Annotated in this window: 12 protein-coding genes, 3 tRNA genes and 2 rRNA genes (1 of these 17 cut by a window edge); 9 read left to right on the plus strand and 8 right to left on the minus strand. The window is 66.7% G+C overall.

Annotated elements, in window-relative coordinates; translation table 11 throughout:
* The 3 genes from O5O43_RS00215 to O5O43_RS00225 all read left to right on the plus strand — a co-directional run.
* Nucleotides 1-1,439 (plus strand): 23S ribosomal RNA (locus O5O43_RS00215); it begins 1,344 nt to the left of the window's first position.
* A gap of 118 nt (nucleotides 1,440-1,557) precedes the next feature.
* Nucleotides 1,558-1,672: ribosomal RNA gene (rrf, locus tag O5O43_RS00220) — 5S ribosomal RNA — on the plus strand.
* 69 nt (nucleotides 1,673-1,741) lie between these two features.
* Nucleotides 1,742-1,818: transfer RNA gene (locus O5O43_RS00225), tRNA-Met, on the plus strand.
* A gap of 412 nt (nucleotides 1,819-2,230) precedes the next feature.
* Here the strand turns inward: O5O43_RS00225 and O5O43_RS00230 are convergent.
* Nucleotides 2,231-2,455 carry a hypothetical protein gene (locus O5O43_RS00230; RefSeq protein WP_271084924.1) on the minus strand — a complete coding sequence of 75 codons (225 nt, stop codon included), beginning with the start codon at nucleotides 2,453-2,455 and terminating at the stop codon, nucleotides 2,231-2,233.
* A gap of 332 nt (nucleotides 2,456-2,787) precedes the next feature.
* Nucleotides 2,788-2,861 (minus strand) — tRNA-Gly (locus O5O43_RS00235).
* Between the two features lie 291 nt (nucleotides 2,862-3,152).
* Here O5O43_RS00235 and O5O43_RS00240 point away from each other — a divergent pair.
* Together O5O43_RS00240 and O5O43_RS00245 are read left to right on the plus strand one after the other, a co-directional pair.
* Nucleotides 3,153-4,670, plus strand: a complete 1,518-nt coding sequence (locus O5O43_RS00240; RefSeq protein ID WP_271084925.1) for a hypothetical protein — start codon at nucleotides 3,153-3,155, stop codon at nucleotides 4,668-4,670.
* A gap of 78 nt (nucleotides 4,671-4,748) precedes the next feature.
* The gene (locus O5O43_RS00245; protein WP_271084926.1) at nucleotides 4,749-7,385 is read left to right on the plus strand and encodes a TonB-dependent receptor; all 2,637 of its coding nucleotides are present in this window, start codon (nucleotides 4,749-4,751) and stop codon (nucleotides 7,383-7,385) included.
* A gap of 57 nt (nucleotides 7,386-7,442) precedes the next feature.
* Here O5O43_RS00245 and O5O43_RS00250 read toward each other — a convergent pair whose 3' ends face one another.
* Entirely contained in the window at nucleotides 7,443-9,107 is a 1,665-nt protein-coding gene (locus tag O5O43_RS00250) for an amidohydrolase (protein ID WP_271084927.1), read from the minus strand.
* A gap of 672 nt (nucleotides 9,108-9,779) precedes the next feature.
* Between O5O43_RS00250 and O5O43_RS00255 the strand changes: the two genes are divergently transcribed.
* The gene (locus O5O43_RS00255) at nucleotides 9,780-10,211 is read left to right on the plus strand and encodes a DUF488 domain-containing protein (protein WP_271084928.1); all 432 of its coding nucleotides are present in this window, start codon (nucleotides 9,780-9,782) and stop codon (nucleotides 10,209-10,211) included.
* Between the two features lie 29 nt (nucleotides 10,212-10,240).
* Here O5O43_RS00255 and O5O43_RS00260 read toward each other — a convergent pair whose 3' ends face one another.
* The 3 genes from O5O43_RS00260 to O5O43_RS00270 form a co-directional block, all read right to left on the minus strand.
* On the minus strand, nucleotides 10,241-12,199 hold the full coding sequence (locus tag O5O43_RS00260; RefSeq protein ID WP_271084929.1) for a M1 family metallopeptidase: 1,959 nt from the start codon (nucleotides 12,197-12,199) through the stop codon (nucleotides 10,241-10,243).
* A gap of 72 nt (nucleotides 12,200-12,271) precedes the next feature.
* Nucleotides 12,272-13,522, minus strand: a complete 1,251-nt coding sequence (locus O5O43_RS00265; protein WP_271084930.1) for a multidrug effflux MFS transporter — start codon at nucleotides 13,520-13,522, stop codon at nucleotides 12,272-12,274.
* A 91-nt stretch (nucleotides 13,523-13,613) separates the two neighbouring features.
* Complete coding sequence (locus O5O43_RS00270) at nucleotides 13,614-13,934, minus strand: hypothetical protein (RefSeq protein WP_271084931.1); 321 nt, start codon at nucleotides 13,932-13,934, stop codon at nucleotides 13,614-13,616.
* Between the two features lie 131 nt (nucleotides 13,935-14,065).
* On the opposite strand from O5O43_RS00270, the gene O5O43_RS00275 reads away from it, so the two are divergent.
* Complete coding sequence (locus O5O43_RS00275) at nucleotides 14,066-15,433, plus strand: DUF6880 family protein (protein WP_271084932.1); 1,368 nt, start codon at nucleotides 14,066-14,068, stop codon at nucleotides 15,431-15,433.
* Nucleotides 15,434-15,437: 4 nt separating this feature from the next.
* On the opposite strand, the gene O5O43_RS00280 is transcribed toward O5O43_RS00275, so the two are convergent.
* Nucleotides 15,438-15,522: transfer RNA gene (locus O5O43_RS00280), tRNA-Leu, on the minus strand.
* Between the two features lie 144 nt (nucleotides 15,523-15,666).
* Here O5O43_RS00280 and O5O43_RS00285 point away from each other — a divergent pair.
* Both O5O43_RS00285 and O5O43_RS00290 read left to right on the plus strand, forming a co-directional pair.
* On the plus strand, nucleotides 15,667-16,620 hold the full coding sequence (locus O5O43_RS00285) for an alpha-L-glutamate ligase (RefSeq protein WP_271084933.1): 954 nt from the start codon (nucleotides 15,667-15,669) through the stop codon (nucleotides 16,618-16,620).
* Nucleotides 16,617-17,681, plus strand: a complete 1,065-nt coding sequence (locus tag O5O43_RS00290) for an LLM class flavin-dependent oxidoreductase (protein ID WP_271084934.1) — start codon at nucleotides 16,617-16,619, stop codon at nucleotides 17,679-17,681. Before O5O43_RS00285 ends, O5O43_RS00290 begins: the two co-directional genes overlap by 4 nt.
* Here the strand turns inward: O5O43_RS00290 and O5O43_RS00295 are convergent.
* On the minus strand, nucleotides 17,678-18,466 hold the full coding sequence (locus tag O5O43_RS00295) for a hypothetical protein (RefSeq protein ID WP_271084935.1): 789 nt from the start codon (nucleotides 18,464-18,466) through the stop codon (nucleotides 17,678-17,680). The two genes, O5O43_RS00290 and O5O43_RS00295, sit on opposite strands and share 4 nt — an antisense overlap.
* Nucleotides 18,467-18,475 lie beyond the last annotated feature (9 nt).

The raw sequence follows: 18,475 nt of genomic DNA on the forward strand, positions 1-18,475 counted from the left end.
GCGTAAAGCTAATCTGCGCAGGGTTAGTCGGCCCCTAAGGCGAGGCTGAAAAGCGTAGTCGATGGGAAGCAGGTAAATATTCCTGCACCAGCTGGAAGTGACGGATGGCGCAACTTGTCAGGGCTTATTGGATTGTCCTGGCAGGGAAGTTGTCCCTGGAAATAACTCCAGCAGAGACCGTACCCGAAACCGACACAGGTGGTCAGGTAGAGCATACCAAGGCGCTTGAGAGAACTGTGCTGAAGGAACTCGGCAAATTGCACGCGTAACTTCGGAATAAGCGTGACTCTGCTAAGGGCAACCTCTGCAGAGTGGCACAAGCCAGGGGGTAGCGACTGTTTAGCAAAAACACAGGGCTCTGCGAAGCAGCAATGCGACGTATAGGGTCTGACGCCTGCCCGGTGCCTGAAGGTTAAAGGGAGATGTGAAAGCGTCGAACTGAAGCCCAGGTAAACGGCGGCCGTAACTATAACGGTCCTAAGGTAGCGAAATTCCTTGTCGGGTAAGTTCCGACCTGCACGAATGGCGTAACGACTTCCCCACTGTCTCCAGCACAGGCTCAGTGAAATTGAATTCCCCGTGAAGATGCGGGGTTCCCGCGGTCAGACGGAAAGACCCTATGAACCTTTACTATAGCTTCGCCTTGGCGTTAGCGACCGTATGTGTAGGATAGGTGGGAGGCTATGAAACCGGGGCGCCAGCACCGGTGGAGCCATCCTTGAAATACCACCCTTACTGTCGTTGACGTCTAACCGAGGGCCGTTATCCGGTCCCGGGACATGGCGTGGTGGGTAGTTTGACTGGGGCGGTCGCCTCCTAAAGTGTAACGGAGGCGCGCGATGGTGGGCTCAGACCGGTCGGAAATCGGTCGTCGAGTGCAATGGCATAAGCCCGCCTGACTGCGAGACTGACAAGTCGAGCAGAGACGAAAGTCGGCCATAGTGATCCGGTGGTCCCGAGTGGAAGGGCCATCGCTCAACGGATAAAAGGTACTCTAGGGATAACAGGCTGATTTTGCCCAAGAGTCCATATCGACGGCAAAGTTTGGCACCTCGATGTCGGCTCATCACATCCTGGGGCTGGAGCAGGTCCCAAGGGTTCGGCTGTTCGCCGATTAAAGTGGTACGTGAGCTGGGTTCAGAACGTCGTGAGACAGTTTGGTCCCTATCTGCCGTGGGTGTTCGAAGCTTGAGAGGATCTGTCCCTAGTACGAGAGGACCGGGATGGACATACCTCTGGTGGACCTGTCATGGCGCCAGCTGTGCAGCAGGGTAGCTAAGTATGGAATAGATAACCGCTGAAAGCATCTAAGCGGGAAACTAACCTCAAAACAAGGCTTCGCTGAGGATCGTGGAAGACTACCACGTTGATAGGCCAGGTGTGGAAGTGCGGCGACGCATGAAGCTTACTGGTACTAATAATCCGATCGGCTTGATCGTTTCTCAGCAAAACTCATTCGATCTTTTGATCACCGACAATGTCTTCTCGACATTCTTCTTTGGCCTCACGCGCGTTCGCGCTGCGCGAGCCCAAGGATCTGCATATCCGCTCGGTTGACCTGGTGGTTATGTCGGAGGTTCCCCACCCGATCCCATCCCGAACTCGGTCGTTAAGCCCTCCAGAGCCAATGGTACTATGTCTCAAGGCATGGGAGAGTAGGTCGCCGCCGGGTCTACCCAGCGGATATGCAGATCAAGAACGAATGCCTCTCTCGAACGTCTTCCTTCACCCTACCGTTCGCCGCGGGATGGAGCAGCCCGGTAGCTCGTCAGGCTCATAACCTGAAGGTCGCAGGTTCAAATCCTGCTCCCGCACCCAAACAACATAAAGCCCCGCCGCCCAGTGCCGCGGGGCTTTTTTTTGCCGCCTGCGACGCGGGCGGGTTCCCCCGGCACGATGATGGCGGCGTCCCAACGCTAGAGCCTGCCCCCAGTATTTCCCTCCGGACGCGTGAGAGACCTGCGGTGCATTCACGCCCCAGACCTGACGGTTAGCCAACCGCTGCACGGGCGACAGGGCGGGACTTCGAGCTGGCGCGGAGCTTACCTGCGCCGCGCATTGTCTTGGCCTGGACGAAAGAGGACGGCAGAAACCGTGCAAGCTCGGAACAGCAGAGTTCAAATCGATCGGGCGATAGCGCGCAATCGATTGCGAAGGGTCAATGCCTAACCCGTAGTCCGCCTCGTCGCATGCATCGAGGCGTCCCTTTGTGGGGTCGCTGACCTGCGTTTCAGACGGCCAAGCCCGCACGGGCCAGAATGGAAGCCGTACCCAGGGAGAGGCTGAACGTGGCGTCGCCGAACGTGTCGCCGAGCAATCCCATGGCGAGCGGGACAAGGACGGCGCTCACGTATGTGAAGAAGAGCAGCAGGCCCGCCGTTTGGCTCTGGCGACTTTGCTCGAAGCGACGGATGCCCTTTGAGTTGATGGTCGGATAAAGGACCGACATGAACATGCCCGAGGCGGGAAGAACGAGGGCGGCGACGCCACGACCGCAAATGCCGCGGCGACGAAGCAGACCAACACTCCGAGGCGGTAAATCGCCAACACCCTCTGCCAAGGCAGCCGAGCCAGGAGCCAGGCGCCTGGGAACCTGCCGGCCCTCGCAGGACGAAGACCATCGATACCGCGTAGAGGGCGAACCACACGAGCGGTCGGTCGTAGCCGAGCAGACAGGTCGGGGCCTCGACGTAAAGCGCTGCCTCGGCGGCGATGTTCGGGAAAGACTCAGATAGACGAACGATCTGCTCCGTGGTCGGACCCACGCCTGTGTAAGTCATTGATTTATGGAGCGGGCGGCGGGAATCGAACCCGCACGAAAAGCTTGGGAAGCTTTCAGGCTACCACTACATCACGCCCGCGGAAGCACGGGGCAACCTAGCGGAAAGTGTCGCCGGCTCAAGGCCTGGAGGCTGATTTAATCGCTTCTGTGACAATCGCTCCGCGTCCAGAAACAATGTCGCCGAAGTGACGTCAAGTATTCGTCGCGAAAGTTCGGTGAACATAAATCAGAGCTCGGATCGACTGTAATATTCGAGCGATTTTCTGTCATTTCAGCTTTGCAATGACCTCTTAAAGGCGGCCCTCGGGATCGCTGGGAACGTGTCGAACGGCGCGTGGCGATCAAACATTTCCAACCCGAGGGGATCTCGATGCTTCGTCTGACCAAGGTTCTGATGGCCGGTGCGGCCGTGATGGCGCTGGCCGCCTGCGGCTCCGCCGAAGTGGCCTCCCCCGGTGAGGGCGATTTCGGCAACGGCGGGACCGGCGGTGGCGGCACCGGTCCGACCACGCCGCCTCCGGGCACCCCGGCCGCTGACTGCCCCACGGGTCTGACCAACGTCGGCACCGTCGCCAACAACACCCTGCGCGCCTGCCAGCTGCCCGAGACGATCACGGGCTCGCTGACCCTGTCGGTCCGAGCCGGCACCATCTACGCCATCTCGGGCCGCACCCAGGTCGGCACCGACCGCGGCGCGGATCCGGCCGCTCCGGTCGCCGGCAGCGTCCAGGGCATCCTGACCATCGATCCGGGGGTGAAGGTCTTCGCCTCGGGCGGCTCGGACTACCTGCTGATCAACCGCGGCTCGCAAATCTTTGCTGAGGGCACCGCGACCCAGCCGATCGTCTTCACGAGCCGCCAGAACATCGAAGGCCAGACCAACCTGAGCTCACAAGGCCAGTGGGGCGGCATCGTGATCGCCGGTCGCGCCCCGACCGCCGTCTGCCCGGCGGGCGTCACCGCCCCGAGCGCCTCGTGCGTCGGTCAGGTCGAAGGCACCAGCGCCAACTACGGCGGCAACACCCTGGCCGATAACTCGGGTCGCCTGCGCTACGTGCAGGTCAACTACTCGGGCTTCGAACTGTCGCCGAACAACGAGCTCCAGGCCCTGACCCTGGCCGGCGTGGGCTCGGGCACGACGGTGGAGTTCTTCCAGTCCTACAACTCGTCGGACGACGGCATCGAAATCTTCGGCGGCACCGTCAACCTGCGCAACATCGTCATCAACGGCGCCGACGACGACGGCCTGGACACGGACACGGGCTGGAAGGGCGGCGCCCAGTTCGGCATCATCACCCAAAAGCCGACGGCCGTGACCAACGGTTCGCGCGGCCTCGAATGGTCGGCCGCTCCGTCGGGCACGACCTTCTACGCCGAGCCCAAGATCTCGAACTTCACCATCGTCGGCCGCAACGCCGCCGTGGCCGCCGACGCGATCATCACCCTCAACACCGGCACCAAGCCGACGATCATCAACTCGGTCTTCACCAACCCGACGACCTCGGCCGCGGCCTGCCTGGACATCGATGACGCCCAGACGGTCACCAACGCCCCGATCTTCCGCTCGGTCTACTTCGCCTGCTCGCGTCCCTACGAAGACGACTCGAACGTGAACGCCGCCGCCACCGCCGCCGTCTTCATCTCGGCGACGAACACCAACAACACGGCCGCCGGAACCTCGACGATGACGGCCCCTGCCGGCGCGACGATGACCAACAACGGTCTGAACTTCATCAACGGCGCCAACGAGACGGCGGTCGTGGCGACCAACGGGAACGCGCTGTACCCGTTCTTCACCTCGGTCACCTACATCGGCGCCGTGCGCAATGCTGCCGACACCTGGTACCTCGGCTGGACCTGCGGTCTGGCGGCCGGTTCGACCTGCTGATGACGGAGAACGGGGCGGCCCATGCGGGTCGCCCCGGCTTCGCTCTCTTTCGTTGAACCCCCCTTCAAGGCGCAGATCATGAAGACGCTCTCCCTGACCCTGAGCGGGGTCCTGCTGGCCACCAGCGCGTTGATCGCGCCGGCGTTCGCTTACGCTCAAACCGCCCCGGCTGAAGGCCCCGCACGGGTCGGGGTCCCCGCCGATCCCCAAGACGAGTCGACCCAGGTCGACGAGATCGTCGTGCTGGGCCGCTACATCCCCGAACCAAACCGCGAGAGCCCGGAAGTCGCGGCCTTCCTGACGGCGGAAGACCTGGCCCGCACCGGGGATTCCAACGCCGCCGAAGCCCTGACCCGCGTCACCGGCCTGTCCATCGTCGAAGGCCGCTTCATCTACGTCCGCGGTCTGGGCGAGCGCTATTCCTCGGCCCTGCTGAACGGCTCGCCCCTGCCGAGCCCCGAACCGCTGCAGCGCGTGATTCCGCTGGATTTGTTCCCGTCGGACATCCTGGCCGGCGTGACGGTCCAGAAGACCTATTCGGCCAACTATCCCGGCGAGTTCGGCGGCGGTCTGATCGACCTGCAGACGATCGCGACGCCGAACGAGCCTTTCTTCACCCTGAAGGCGGGCATAGGCGGCAACACCGAAACGACGGCGCAAGACAGCCTGATCTACATGGGCTCGCGGACGGACTTCACGGGCTTCGACGACGATACCCGCGACGTCCCGGGTCCGATCGCCCTGGCCTTCAACTCGGGTCGCCGGATCAACGCCAACAATTATTCGGCCGCCGAGCTGCGTCGCATGGGCCAGTCGCTGGTCAATGCGCCGCTGCGTCTGCTGCAGCGTGAAGAGGCGCCGGTGAACTTCAGCCTCGGCGCCACCGGCGGCGCGTCCATGGACACCGGCATCGGCGCCGTGGGCGCCGTCTTCGTGGCCGGCTACGATAACGCGTGGAAGACCCGCCAGGGCGTTCGCCAGACCGGCCGCCTCGACGCCGGCAATCTGGTGGTCGCCAATGACTTCGGCTTCCAGTCGACCCAGAACGACATCGGTCTGAACTTCCTGGGCGGTCTCAGCCTCGAGAGCGGCGAGAACACGATCAAGTGGACCAACCTCTACGTCCGCAACGTCACCAAGGAAGCCCGGACCCAGGAAGGCGTCGACGACGCGGCCGGCTCGACCCGTCGCACGGATCTGACGGCCTGGTATGTTCGCCAGCTGCTGTCGACCCAGCTGACCGGCGAGCATTTCTTCGGTGACGCGTGGCAGCTGAACTGGCGGGCGGCCTACGCCAAGACCTCGCGCGACGCTCCCTACGAGACCCAGTTCGGCTACGGGCTGAACGCCCAGGGCGCCTACATCCACTCGATCCAGTCGAACTCGATCGCCTTCAGCGAGCTGAACGACGACGTCGTGTCGGGCGGTGCGGACCTGTCGTACATCCTGCCGCTGTCGGACTACCGCGAAGCCAAGTTCACGGTCGGCGCCTCGACCTACGACAACAACCGCGACTCGGCCGAGCGTCGTCTGCGCTTCAACGCGATCAACACCCTGACCGCGGACCAGCTCGAATCGCGCGTCGACTATCTGTTCTCGGACTTCAACATCGGGCCGTATCTGCAGCTCGAGGAGGTCACGGGCTCGAACGGGGCCGCGGCCTATGACGGCCAACTGACGGTCAACGCCGTCTATGGCCAGGTCGAGGCCGAGGTGATCCCGCTGGTCAACCTGACCGTCGGCGTCCGCTACGAGGACGGCGAACAGACGGTCAACCCGCGCGACCTGTTCGGCGGGGTGACCGGCCTGCCGCGCACCACGATCGCCGAGCAGTACGTCCTGCCCGCCGCGACCGTGACGTGGAACTTCGCCGAGGACATGCAGCTGCGTCTGGCCGCATCGAAGACCATCGGCCGTCCGCAGTTCCGCGAACTGGCGCCGCAGCAGTACCGGGACATCGAGACGGACCGGACCTTCATCGGCAACCAGTTCCTGGTCGACACCGAGATCACCAACCTGGACGCCCGGTTCGAGTGGTATTTCGCCCGCCAGCAGTTCATCACCGCCGGCGTCTTCTACAAGGACCTGTCCAAGCCGGTGGAATCCAGCGTCGTGGATCAGGGCTCGAACATCTCGCAGACCTTCCTGAACGCTCCGAACGCCCGGATCATGGGCGCCGAGGTCGAGGCGAAGAAATACTTCGAGTTCCCTGATTCGAGCATGGAGTTCATCGCCAACAAGCGCTGGCTGGTGCAGGCCAACTACACCTTCTCGGACTCCGAGGTTCAGGTGGAGGCGGGCGACACCGTCCTGACCCAGAGCGGTCTGGGCGTGCCGGAGAACGCGGCCTTCTACGTCGTCGACGGCAGCCGCCTGCAAGGCCAGTCGGATCACGTCGCCAACCTGCAACTGGGCTGGGAAGACGATGTGGCCCGCTCGCAGGCGACGTTCATCCTGAACTACGTCTCGGAGCGGACCTCAGCCCGCAACATCGCCGGCAACCCCGACCTGGTCCAGGATCCGGGGACCTTCCTGGACTTCGTTTACCGCAAGGACTTCGACGTCGCGGGTCGCGAGCTGGGTCTGGCGATCGAACTGCGCAACCTGCTCGGCAACGACTACACCGAGTATGAGGAGCTGGGTTCGACCAAGATCGACGTCAACTCCTACGACCTGGGCCAGAGCGCCTCGATCAGCCTGACCGCCCGCTTCTAAGCCGGCGTACGATGTCAAAGACCTGGGCCGTCCACCGCGAGGTGGGCGGCCCTTTTTCTAGTCCGCCCGATAAGCGATCTCGCCGTCGACGACGGTCAGGACCGCGTGGCCCCTGGGGATGTCGGCTTCCGGAACGGTCATCAGGTCGATGTCGAAAGCGGTGAAGTCCGCGCGCTTGCCGACCTCGATCGTGCCCAGCTCATCCTCGCGGAAGGAGGCGTAGGCGGGCCAGGCGGTGAACATCTTCAGAGCCGTGGCGCGGTCGACGGCCTCGTTCGGACGCCAGTCGGGACCCTGGAAGCCTTCGAGGTCGCGGCGGGCGATAGCGGCGTAGAACTCGATCAGGGGATCGCCGCGCTCGACCGGGGCGTCGGAGCCGCCGACGACCACGACGCCGAGCTCGACCAGGCTGTGCCAGGCGTAGGCGCCGTCCAGGCGGGCGTCGCCGAGGCGGGCGGGGGCGAAGTGGAAGTCGCCGATGGCGTGGCTGGGCTGCATCGAGGCGATGACGTGCAGGTCGCGGAACATCGGCTCGTCGGCGGGCCGCAGGATCTGGGCGTGCTCGACGCGCCAGCGCGGCTCGGCGATGCCGCGCTCCCCGGCCGGGACGGCGGCCATGGCGTCGCGATACCAGTTGAGCACCTCGGTGTTGCCCCGGTCGCCGATGGCGTGGGTGGCGACCTGGATGCCGCCGCGCAGGGCCGCCTGATAGAGGGGCCCCATCTCGGCGGCGTTGGTCTGCATCAGACCCGAGGTGTGGGGCGCGTCCGAATAGGGGGCGTGGAGGGCGGCGCCGCGAGAGCCCAGGGCGCCGTCGACGTAATATTTGATGGCGCGCGTGATGATCCGGCCATCGGCGACGTCGCGCGGCCCGGAGGCGATCAGGGCGGCGGCGCCGTCGGGCGTGACGGCGTTATAGACCCGGATCGAGGCCTCCCCGTCGCGAGCCATGTCTTCCAGGAGATCGATGTCGCCGGCGGGGGCGCTCATGAAATGGACGCCGGTCCAGCCGTAGCGGGCCTCGACGCGGAAGCCGGCGCGATAGGCGTTCCGCTTCGCCTCGGGATCGGCCTGGGGCATCAGGGGCGCGAGAAGGGCCGTGGCGGCGTCGACGATGAAGCCGGTGGGCCGGCCGTCCGCGCCCCTGGCGATCTCGCCGCCCGACGGGGCGACGGTGGAGGCGGTGATGTTCGCTGCGGCGAGGGCGGCCGAGGAGGCGGTGATGGCGTGGCCGTCGGCGCGCTCCAGAAGGACGATGCGGTCCGGCGCGGCGGCGTCCAGGTCGGCGGCGGTCAGGAAGCGGGCGCCGTTCGCGCTCTCGGGCCAGCGGGTCTCGATCCAGCCGCGACCGATGATGGGGCCGTCGGGGTGGGCCTCGGCCCAGGCAGCGAGCCGGGCCATGGCGTCGGCGACCGAGGTCGAGCCTTCGAGGTTCAGCGTCAACTCCCGCCAGCCGATACCGTCGAGGTGGGCGTGGCCGTCGGTGAAGCCGGGAAAGAGGGTCGCGCCGTGAAGGTCGACGATCTCGAGGCCTTCGGCGGAGGGAGCGCCGGCCGCCGGACCGACGTAGGCGATGCGGCCGTCGCGGGCGATGACCACCTCGGCCGTCGGGGCGCTTTCGACGCCGGTGTAGATCGTCCCGCCCCGGATCAGCAGGTCCTGCGCCTGGGCGGGCAGGGCAAGGGCGGCGAGAGCGGCGGCGGTCAGGAAGGCGCGGAACATGGGGGTCACCGGGCTGGTGCAAATCGGAGGGCGGAGTTGCGGCCAAGGCGAGGGCGAGGTCAAGATTGGCCGGGCCCTTTCTCCCTCTCCCGAGGGGAGGGGGAGGCTTTTGCTCCAGGCACGCCTCATCGCTCCTCCGCTGCGAACGGGTTGGGGAAGTCGACGGAGCCTGGGCGGTCGCCCGGAACCGAGGTGGCCCCCTGCTTTCGCGTTACGGGGACCGATGAAATGTTTTTCGGCTCGCGCCGAGGCTCCGTCCCCGACCGGGTCCGCGAGCGTCGCCCAGCGGGTGTACGGACACCCCGGGAGGGGTCTGCATCATCGTCGCAACGATGATTGACCACAGGTCCCGGGTCCTTTGGACCCTCAGGCGATAGGCCCGCGACGGGCGGCGGGCTCAGGCCCGCCGGGCTCCGAGGTTTCACGCCCCTCGAACATTCGCTTCGGGAGCCAAATCGTTGGCTCCCTCCACGACTACCCGCTACGATCGGCCCCGCCGCACGTCCGGGTCCTGGGCCCAGGACGCCTTCCCCAACGACGGGATGGGGAAAAGTATACGCCCGGTTTGAGGGGCGCCTGCGATAAAGACCTTAATCAGAGCCGGGCGTTGAATTCGTTGGGCGAATTCGGGTGTCCGTTGATGGGTATAGCGATGGCCCCCATATCCCACCCATGAAACTGTTCACCATCGGATACGAAGGCGCGACCCAGGCCGATGTCATCGCGCGGCTGAAGGCGGCGAAGGTCGAGACCTTGGTCGACGTGCGGGCCGTGGCGGCGTCGCGGCGGGCGGGCTTTTCAAAGACCATCCTCGGCGAAAGCCTCAGGGCGGAGGGCATCGACTACCTGCATCTGCGCGCGCTCGGCACGCCCAAGGCAGGACGGGATGCGGCGAAGAAGGGCTATATCCGCGAGATGCGGGCCATCTTCGCCGATCACCTGGCCGAGCCGGGGTCGCAGCTTCAACTGGCTCAGCTTAAGGCGCTGGCGGGTGAGAAGCGGGTGGCGATGCTGTGCTTCGAGGCGGACCACGCGGCGTGTCACCGGGCGGTGCTGGCGGAACAGTTGGCGCGCGAGGACGGGTTCGAGGTGGTGAACCTGTGAACGATCCCTCTCCCGCCGGGAGAGGGTCCTCAAGAAGCCGGAACCCCGACGACGCCGTCCACGGAGCCCGTCGTGACCGGATGATACCCCGGACGCGCCTGGGCGTAGATGCGCGTTGCGATGGGGCGGCCCCAGTCGCCCTGGGCCCAGAGCGAGGTGTAGAGCGGCAGGACGAATTTGCGGCGGCCTTGCGAGGTCAGGAACCGCTCCAGCGTCGGGACGGCCGGCTGATAGCGGTGGGCGACGGCGATCTGAAGCCACTGGAACAGGACCTCGGCATTGCCTTCGGCGCGCAGGTTCAGGGTGGTTTCCAGGTCCGCCAACTGGGCGTTGGTGAGCCAGGGACGCGTCGCGGCGGCGCCTTCGGGACGCCAGGCGAGGAAGTGCTGGCGCTCCTGCGTCGACCAGCGCGCCCACGGAATGGCCGAGGCCGGCCCCTTGTCCTTGAAGAAGGCGCCGGCGGCGGTGTCGACGGCGGTCAGGGCGATGGAGACCGGCGCCTGGGCGTTCGAGGGCAGGCCGGGCTGATAGACCCAGTTGTCGAGCTGGAGCTCGCGTTCGAGCGCCGCATCGCCGCGCACGAGGTTGGCGCGGATATCGGTCAGGAAGCCGGCGGCCGTCATCGGCTGGAAGGCGTGACGTTCGAAATAGCCCTTGAGCCAGGCGTCGAACCGTTCGCGGCCGACGATCCGCTCGATGGTGCGCAGGAAGGCGGCTCCCTTCTCGTAGGGGATGTCGTTCAGGCCGTCGTCGGGATCGCGGCCCTCCAGATCGATGTGCAGACGGGTGTCGAGCGGCGGCATGTCGGCGAGCGACGCCTGAAGGTCGTTCCAGCCGAGAACCTGGAGCATCAGGGCGCGATCGCGGCCGTAGACGGCCTCCATGATGCGGTTCTCGAAATAGGTGGTCGTGCCCTCGTTGAGCCAGATGTCGGACCAGGTGGCGTTGGTCACGAGGTTGCCCGACCAGCTGTGCGCCAACTCGTGCGCGACCAGGGAGACCAGAGACTTGTCGCCGGCGACCACGGTCGGGGTGGCGAAGGTCAGGCGCGGGTTCTCCATCCCGCCGAAGGGGAAGGAGGGCGGCAGGATCAGCAGATCGTAGCGACCCCAGCGATAGGGGCCGTAGAGGGCCTCGGCGGCATCGACCAGCTGGCCCATTTCCGAGAACTCGGCCTTGGCGGCGTCGAGGCGGCTCGGCTCGGTCCAGACGCCGACGCGGGCGCCCTCGGAAGCGAACTTCAGGTCGCCGACCGCGAGCGCGATCAGATAGGGCGGGACCGGGTTGGTCATGCGGAAGCGATAGGAATGCTGGCCGGCGGCGGCGCTTTCGCCTTCCGGGGTCAGCATCTCGGCGGACATGACGGCGGTCAGGGCTTCCGGGACGGTGATCCGGGCGCTGTAGGTCTGGCGGATGCCGGGGCTGTCCTGGGTCGGAACCCAGGTGCGGGTCAGGATGGCCTGGCCCTGGGAGAAGAGGAAGGGCTGCCGGCCGCCGGCGGTCTGGGCCGGTGTCAGCCACTGGAGCGCCGCCGCGTCGGGGCGGGTGGAATAGGTCACGACGATCTTCTGGACCTTGCCGTCCTCGAAGGCCGGGACGGTGACGGTCAGGGGCTGGCCCTTGATCGGGTCCTCGGCGCCGAGGGCGAACTGCAGCGCATCGCCCTTGTCGTCCGTGACCGAGCGGATCTCCAGGTTCTTGACGTCGAGGATGACCTGGGTCGCGCCGGCGACGCCGGTGACGTCCAGGGTGGCCTTGCCCGAGAGGGTCTTGGTCGCGAAGTCGGCGGTCAGGTCGAGATCGACGTGCTTGACCCGGGCGACGGCGGGCTGGGCGTAGGAGTGGATGTCCGCCTCGTAGGTGATCGGGGCGGTGGCCGAGGCCGGCAGGGGCGGCATGTCGGACTTCACGTCGCCCTGGGCGCAGGCGGCGACGGCGGCGAGCAGGGCGGCGGTGGAGGCCATGACGAGAAGGCGGGCGCGGGACATCTGAGGCGAACTCCGAAACGTTTGGCGCGGAGGGAGCCCTGAAAGCGTGGCCAGATCAAGGGGGCGGGCGGACTATTCCGCCGGGGCCGGGACCCGGTTCCGGGCCACGAACAACCTGCCGCGCTCGGCCAGCAGGACGAACAACAGGGCCGCGATGCCGCAGGCCGTGATGCCCGCCGTCATCGGCACGACCGTGCCGTTGAAGGCCTGACCGATGGCGAAGCCGATCAGGGAGCCGACGATGGTCGAGATGAAGCCCTGGGCCGAGGAGGCGGTGCCGGCGATATGGCCCATCGGCTCCATGGCCATGGCGCCGAAATTGCCCGCCAGCAGGCCGAAGCAGAACATGGTGCAGGCCTGAAGAATGCCGAAGGTCCAGATGGTCTCGTGTCCGCTGAGGCAGACCATCAGATGGATGGCGCCGAAGGAGATGAAGCCCAGCAGCGCCGTGTGACCGATCATGCGCGAGCCCAGTTTCTCGACCAGTTTCGCATTGGTGATGGAGGCGAGCGCGATGCCCCCGGCGATCAGGGCGAAGACGGTGGTGAACAGGGCCGGGGCCTCGAACACGTCGAAGAAGATCTGCTGCGACGAGTTGATGAAGGCGAACAGGGCGCCCGTGATCGCCGTCATGGCCAGGGTGTAGCCGATGGAGGTGCGGTTGGTGAGCGCCTCCCTGAAGGCCAGCGCGATCCGCCGGGCCTCGATCGGGAGGCGGTCCTGCGGATGCAGGGTCTCGGGAAGGCGCAGGCCCGCCCATATCATCAGGGCGACGCCGGCGAAGGCGAGGACGCCGAAGATGGCCTCCCAAGGGGCGACCAAAAGAATCACCTGACCTAGCGAGGGCGCGATGATCGGCACGCCGAGGAAGACCAGGAAGCTGAGGCTCATCACCCGCGCCATGGTCCGGCCGGAGAACCGGTCGCGCACGATGGAGACGGCCAGGACGCGGGTCGCGGCCGAGCCCAGGCCCTGACCGACACGGGCCAGGATCAGGGTCTCGAAGGTGGGGGCCAGCATGGCGACGAGACTGAAGGCGACATAGAGGCCAACGCCGATCATGAGGATCGGCTTGCGCCCGAACCGGTCAGATAGAGGGCCATAGGCGATCTGCATGGCGCCGAAGCCGAGCAGATAGGCGGTGATGACCCACTGGCGGCTGTTCTCGTTGGCGACGCCCAGCGCATTCCCGATGTCGGGCAGGGCCGGCAGCATGGAATCGATGGCCAGCGCATTCAGCGCCATCATCAGGGCGATCATGCAGACGAACTCGGGGAAGCCCGGGCCCTTTGCGGCGGGGGGAGCGGCGCTGGGGGAGGTCATGGGGTACAGATGAGCCTCGGGCGGCTGCATCGCAACCGCCCGCGCTGTAACTTTTCGCAACTGCGAGATGGCTTGGCCGTGACGGCGAGCGCTACGGCATGAACTGAATGGTGCGGGCGAACTGATGGTCGGCGGGCGAGCGGTCGGTGGTGGCGTCACGCATCAGGGCGATGGCGGCCTCGCCGAAGCCCATGCCGGGGTGCGTCTCTTCGAGCACCTTGCAGTCGCCGACGCGGCCGTCCGCGAAGGCCGTGCACTCCAGGGTCACGGCCACGCTTTGAAGCACCGGCGGCGGGGTCGGGGCCATCGACACGGCCGGGGTCGGCTGGGCCGTCAGCGCCGCACGGGTGAGCGACGGGGCGCCGACGGTGGGATCGGCGAACAGGGCGAGGGCGACGGTGATGGCGATCATGGGACTGGCCTTTTGAACTCATTTACAAATGTTCAACGAACTGGTGCGTTCCCGAGGTTCGCGGCGCCGGTCGGAGCTAACGGGCGGGCGTGTCGTTGGGCACACTACGCTAGCGGACAGAAGGGCGACCCATGGCGAAGCGACCGGCGACGGCGAAGAAGACCCTGTCGGCGGCGAACCTGAAGGCGCTGGGCGCGGACCGTCTGGCCGATCTCCTCATGGAGATGGCGGGGGAGGACGCCGGCTGGAAACGCCGGCTGCGCATGGAACTGGCGGCCGAGGTCGGGGCCGCCGATCTGGCGCTGGAGATCGACAAGCGGCTGAACACGCTCGCGACCAGCCGGGCCAAGGTGTCGTGGCGCAAGCGGCCGGAGCTGATCTCGGACCTCTGGACCGTGCGGCGGATCATCGTCGACCGGCTGGCCGTCATGGACGCGCGGCTGGGACTGGACCGGCTGGTCGCCTGGTTCGATCTCTATCCGGGACTGTCGGCGCGGGTGAAGGACCCCAAGGGCGAACTGGCGACGATGTTCGACGCGGCTTCGGCCGATCTGGCGGCGGTCGGGGCGCTGGCGGGGGTCGAGGTCGCGGCGCCCGTCTTCGTCGAGGCCCTGAGCACCCGGCTGTCGGAATGGGCGTCGTGGGTCGGGCGCGGGGCCGCAGGCATGGAGCCCGAGCTGGCGCGGGCGGTGCTGATGGGGATCACCGACGGCAAGCCCAGGCCGACCGGGCGGCTGGCCCTGGTGGTGCGGAAACTGGCGGACCGGTCCGGCGACCTCGACGCCTGGGTCGCCTCCCTGCCCGACGAGGATCGGACGAAACCCGAGATCGGCGCCGAAGTCGCCCGCCGTCTGGCCGAGGCCGGACGGGCCGCCGAGGCGCGGGCGGCGCTGGAGGCGTCTCGGCCGGTGGTGAGGGAGACCTCGCGCTGGGGCCGGCGCGAGCCCGAACCGCCGCCCCCGCCTCCCGAGAGCTGGCTGGCCGCCGAGGTCGCCGTGCTCGAGGCCGAGGGCGACCAGAAGGGGGCGTCCGACGCGCGCTGGATGCTGTTCGAGCGGACCCTGGCCGAGGCGCCGCTGCGAGCCGAGATCGCCAAGCTGCCGGATTTCGAGGATGTCGTCGCCCTGGACCGCGCCTTCGCCCACGCCGCCGCCTATCCGGACGCCACGGCGGGCCTGCGCTTCCTGATGAACTGGCCGGCGCTGCGCGAAGCCGGGGAGATGGTCGTGGCCCGGGCAGGCGAGATTCGCGGCTCGGCCGACGAGGTCCCGCTGTGGGCCTCACGTCTGGAGGGGCGTAATCCTCAGGCGGCCCTGGCCCTGATCCGGTCCCGGGCTGTGGCGCTGACGCGACTGGCGCTGGGTTCCGGCGGGGACGAGGTGCAGCAGCTGGTCCAGCAGGCCCAGGCCCTGTCCGACCAGGTCGGCGACGAGGGGCAAGAGGGGTTCTTGCTGGCGCTGGAAGAGGCGGGGCGGCCGGTTCGGCGTGGCTGGCGCTGACCGTTGGTGCCCCCGGTCGGACTCGAACCGACACTCCTCGCGGAACCGGATTTTGAGTCCGGCGCGTCTACCAATTCCACCACAGGGGCTCTGTGCGGACGGACTGTTTAGTCGCCAGTTGGGGTTCGCGCTACGTGACCGGAAGATTTTTTGGAGGCGGCGAGAGAAACTCTGGCGGCGATTGTGCGTCCCGCCTCTTGCGTTCCATCGTGGTGTAACGCATCTGCCCTCCCATGACCGACGCATTGCCCGATCTCGCCATCGTCTATGAGCATCCCGAATGGTTCGAGCCTCTGTTCGCGGCCCTGGACCGGCATGGGGTCAGCTATGTGAAGGTCCCGCTGGCGGGCGACACCTTCGATCCGGCCGGGTCGCCGGCGCCGGGGACGGTGGTGTTCAGCCGCGTGGCCATGTCGTCCTTCCTGAGGGAGCCCGAGCATCCGATCTTCTACGCCCAGAGCCTGTTCGAGCACTGGCAGGGGCAGGGGACGCGGGTGGTGAACGCATCGGCCATGAACATCGATACGTCCAAGGCGCGGCAGATGTCGCTGATCGCCCGCCTGGGTTTGAAAGGGCCGGCGACGCGGGTGGCGCACCGGCAGGCGGACATTCCGAAGGCGGCGGAAGGGTTGCGCTATCCCCTGTTGGTCAAGGCGGACATTGGCGGGGCCGGGGCCGGCATCACCCGCTATGAAGACGCCGAGAAGCTGGCCGAGGCGGCGGGCGAGAAATGGTGCCCCGTCGGGGTCAACGGGATTTCCCTGGTGCAGGAGTACGCGCCGCGGCGAGACGGCAAGGTCACCCGGGTCGAGACCCTGAACGGCAGATATCTCTACGCCATCGACATCGAGAGCCCCGGCGACGCCTTCGACCTGTGTCCGGCCGATGCGTGTCTGGTGCGGCCCGGCGCGCCGACCCTGACCATGACGAAGACGACGCCGCCGCCCGAGATCATCGAGGCGGTCGAGCGGTTGGCCGTCGCGGCCGAGCTGGAGGTCGGGGGGATCGAGTATCTGATCGACGACCGGGACGGATCGATCCTGTTCTACGACATCAACGGCCTGTCGAACTTCGTCGCCAAGCCGGTCGAGGTGCTGGGCTTCGACCCGCACGACGACCTGGTCGAATGGCTGAAGGGCATCGTCGCCGAGGAGAAGGCGAAGCGAAACGGGGGAGCGGCGGCATGAGGTACGGATACTGGGCGCCGGTCTTCGGCGGGTGGCTGCGCAACGTCGACGGCGAGCGCGAGGCCTCGTGGGAGAACGCCTCGCGGCTGGTGAAGCGGTCCGAGGCCCTGGGCTATGACCTGACGCTGATCGCCGAGCTGAACCTGAACGACATCAAGGGGATCGAGGCGCCGGCGCTGGACGCCTGGTCGACGGCGGCGGCCCTGGCGGCCGTGACCGAGACGATCGAGCTGATGGTGGCGGTGCGGCCGAACTTCCATCAGCCCGCCCTGTTCGCGAAACAGGCGGCCAATATCGACCGGATTTCGGGCGGACGGTTGGCTTTGAACGTGGTGTCTTCGTGGTGGGCCAAGGAGGCCGAGAGCTACGGTCTGCAATTCGACCAGCATGACGACCGCTATGCGCGCACGACGGAGTGGCTGCAGGTGCTGGATCGCCTGTGGACGGAGAAGCGGGTCGATTTCGAAGGGCGCTACTACACGCTGAAGGACGCCATCGTGGAGCCGAAGCCGACGTCGAGCCCGGAACGGCCGCGTCCGGTCATCTATGCGGGTGGGGAATCCGAGGCGGCCAAGACCCTGATTGCCAGATACTGCGACGCCTATGTCATGCACGGCGACGAGCCGGAGCATATCGCGGCCAAGATCGCCGACATGCGGACGCGGCGCGAGGCGTTCGGCCTGCCGCCGATGCAGTACGGCATGGCCGGCTATGCGATCGTGCGCGACACCGACGCGGAGGCGATGCGCGAGCTGGAGCGGATCACGACCATCCCCGGCCTGGCCGAAGGAGCGCCGCCAGCCGGGTTCGCCAACTTCGACCAGTGGCTCAGCGGCACCGAGCTGGAGCGGGAACTGAAGATCCGCGAGTACAGCGTCTCGAACCGGGGTCTGCGTCCCGGCTTCGTCGGCACGCCCGAGACCGTCCGTGACCGGATGGAGGCGTTCGAAGACGCCGGTCTGGATCTGGTCCTCCTGCAGATGTCGCCGCAGGAAGAAGAGATGGAGCGGTTCTCCGCCAAGGTCATTCGCCCGAGCCAGCCGAGACGCCTCCGATCCTAGTTGGCCATCCGATAGTTGACCCGGAAACCGATCATCCGGGGCGCGTACTGGCCCACGGTCTCGCCCGGGCTGACGATGCGGGCGTCGGTCGTGGCGCGCAGCGCATTGCGGCCGAACCGGCCGTCGTCGGGATGTTCGGACTCGATCTGGCACTGGGCCAGGGCGCCGTCCGGCTGGACCACGCAGGTGACGACTGCGAAGCCCTCGGCATAGTTGGTCTGGGGATAGGACGGACGGGGCGCGCGCGCCCAGGTCACGCCGTCGGGCAGGCCGCTCTCCTCGATCTCGGGCAGGAGGGCGTCGCGGGGGTCTTGCGTCGGCCGGTTGCAGGCCGTCAGGGTCTCGTCCACGGCGGCCGAGGACGCCGGAAGCGTCAGGTTGTGGCGCAGGTTGCGACCCTCTCCGCCGCCGCCGGGAATCACGATGCCGATCTCACCGCCCTCGCGCAGATTGCGGGCCAGGCTGGCGGGGTAGTCGGCCAGGGCGACGGTGCGGTCGGTGGTCACGCTCCAGGTCGTTGAATGCGACTCGCCGTCCTCGTCTATAAACTGAAGAGTGCGGATGCGGGACCCGCGGGGGGCCTCGGGCAGGCCCCCGATCACGGCGCCGAAGCTCCCGTCCACACATCGGAAGCCAATCGTCAGGCCGGTGGTCGTCGGGACGAAGGCGAAAACGGTCTTGCGCTCCGGCTGGCGTATGATCTCCCAATCCTCGACCGTGTCCTGGGCGAGAGCGGAGCCGGCGCCGGCGAGAAGGGCGATGGAGGCCAGGGCTTGAAGACGCATACGCTTACT

Origin of the sequence: Brevundimonas sp. NIBR11, assembly GCF_027912535.1 — a bacterium.
Taxonomy (GTDB): domain Bacteria; phylum Pseudomonadota; class Alphaproteobacteria; order Caulobacterales; family Caulobacteraceae; genus Brevundimonas.

Coding starts and splice junctions, on each gene's coding strand:
- O5O43_RS00230 (WP_271084924.1), bottom strand. CDS start 2,455: ATGTTCATGTCGGTCCTTTATCCGACCATCAACTCAAAGGGCATCCGT.
- O5O43_RS00240 (WP_271084925.1), top strand. CDS start 3,153: ATGCTTCGTCTGACCAAGGTTCTGATGGCCGGTGCGGCCGTGATGGCG.
- O5O43_RS00245 (WP_271084926.1), top strand. CDS start 4,749: ATGAAGACGCTCTCCCTGACCCTGAGCGGGGTCCTGCTGGCCACCAGC.
- O5O43_RS00250 (WP_271084927.1), bottom strand. CDS start 9,107: ATGTTCCGCGCCTTCCTGACCGCCGCCGCTCTCGCCGCCCTTGCCCTG.
- O5O43_RS00255 (WP_271084928.1), top strand. CDS start 9,780: ATGAAACTGTTCACCATCGGATACGAAGGCGCGACCCAGGCCGATGTC.
- O5O43_RS00260 (WP_271084929.1), bottom strand. CDS start 12,199: ATGTCCCGCGCCCGCCTTCTCGTCATGGCCTCCACCGCCGCCCTGCTC.
- O5O43_RS00265 (WP_271084930.1), bottom strand. CDS start 13,522: ATGACCTCCCCCAGCGCCGCTCCCCCCGCCGCAAAGGGCCCGGGCTTC.
- O5O43_RS00270 (WP_271084931.1), bottom strand. CDS start 13,934: ATGATCGCCATCACCGTCGCCCTCGCCCTGTTCGCCGATCCCACCGTC.
- O5O43_RS00275 (WP_271084932.1), top strand. CDS start 14,066: ATGGCGAAGCGACCGGCGACGGCGAAGAAGACCCTGTCGGCGGCGAAC.
- O5O43_RS00285 (WP_271084933.1), top strand. CDS start 15,667: ATGACCGACGCATTGCCCGATCTCGCCATCGTCTATGAGCATCCCGAA.
- O5O43_RS00290 (WP_271084934.1), top strand. CDS start 16,617: ATGAGGTACGGATACTGGGCGCCGGTCTTCGGCGGGTGGCTGCGCAAC.
- O5O43_RS00295 (WP_271084935.1), bottom strand. CDS start 18,466: ATGCGTCTTCAAGCCCTGGCCTCCATCGCCCTTCTCGCCGGCGCCGGC.